Below are 634 nucleotides of genomic sequence, written 5' to 3'. Positions count from 1 at the left end.
CGGAAATATCGCCGCTGCCTCTGACGCCCGAACCCGGCAGCACGGAAAGATCCCCGCCGGCCAGCTTCAACTGACCCGAAAACAGACCGGTGCCTTCCGTGTTCTTGAGTTCGAACAGCCCGGTCAGCGCACCGCCATAGAGCGTGGCCTTGAGGTTCGAGACATGGATGCCTTCCTGGTCGAGCTTCAGCGACAAGGCCGCGTCATGCGCGGTGGCGAACGGCCCGGCGGCAAGGGCGGCCGTATCGAGATCGAGATCGGCACTGAACGGCAGGGTCGACTTTTGGCTGAACGGCGCGGTCGGCCAGCCGCTCTTGTCGGATGTGAAGGACTGGTCCCCGAACAGCGACACCGCCAGCGGGTCGAGATCGAGTTCGTCGAGCGCCAGCGCGCCCGCGAGATGCGGCAGCCCATCTTTCATGTCGACATTGACGTCGCCGGACACTGCGGCCTTGTTGATCGCGCCGGTGAGCCCGCTCAGCACCAGAAGCCCATTGCCGAAATCGGCATCGGCGGCCAGCGATGCCGAAGTGCCGGTTCCCATGCCGGGCAGCCCGACGCCTGTCGTCATCAGCCACGGCTCGATATCGGCGGCGTCGAGATTGACCTTGCCCTTCGCCGTGGCGCCTTGCTG

General features: G+C 65.5%; 1 pseudogene. It reads right to left on the bottom strand.

Annotated features, from left to right (window positions below):
- A pseudogene (locus tag EOA29_RS39110) lies at nucleotides 1-634 on the bottom strand (AsmA protein); the annotation flags it as partial.

Source organism: Mesorhizobium sp. M1E.F.Ca.ET.063.01.1.1, from assembly GCF_003998155.1.
GTDB lineage: Bacteria > Pseudomonadota > Alphaproteobacteria > Rhizobiales > Rhizobiaceae > Mesorhizobium.
Note: the sequence above shows the minus strand (reverse complement) of the source record. Positions and strands in the feature narration are given on the sequence as shown.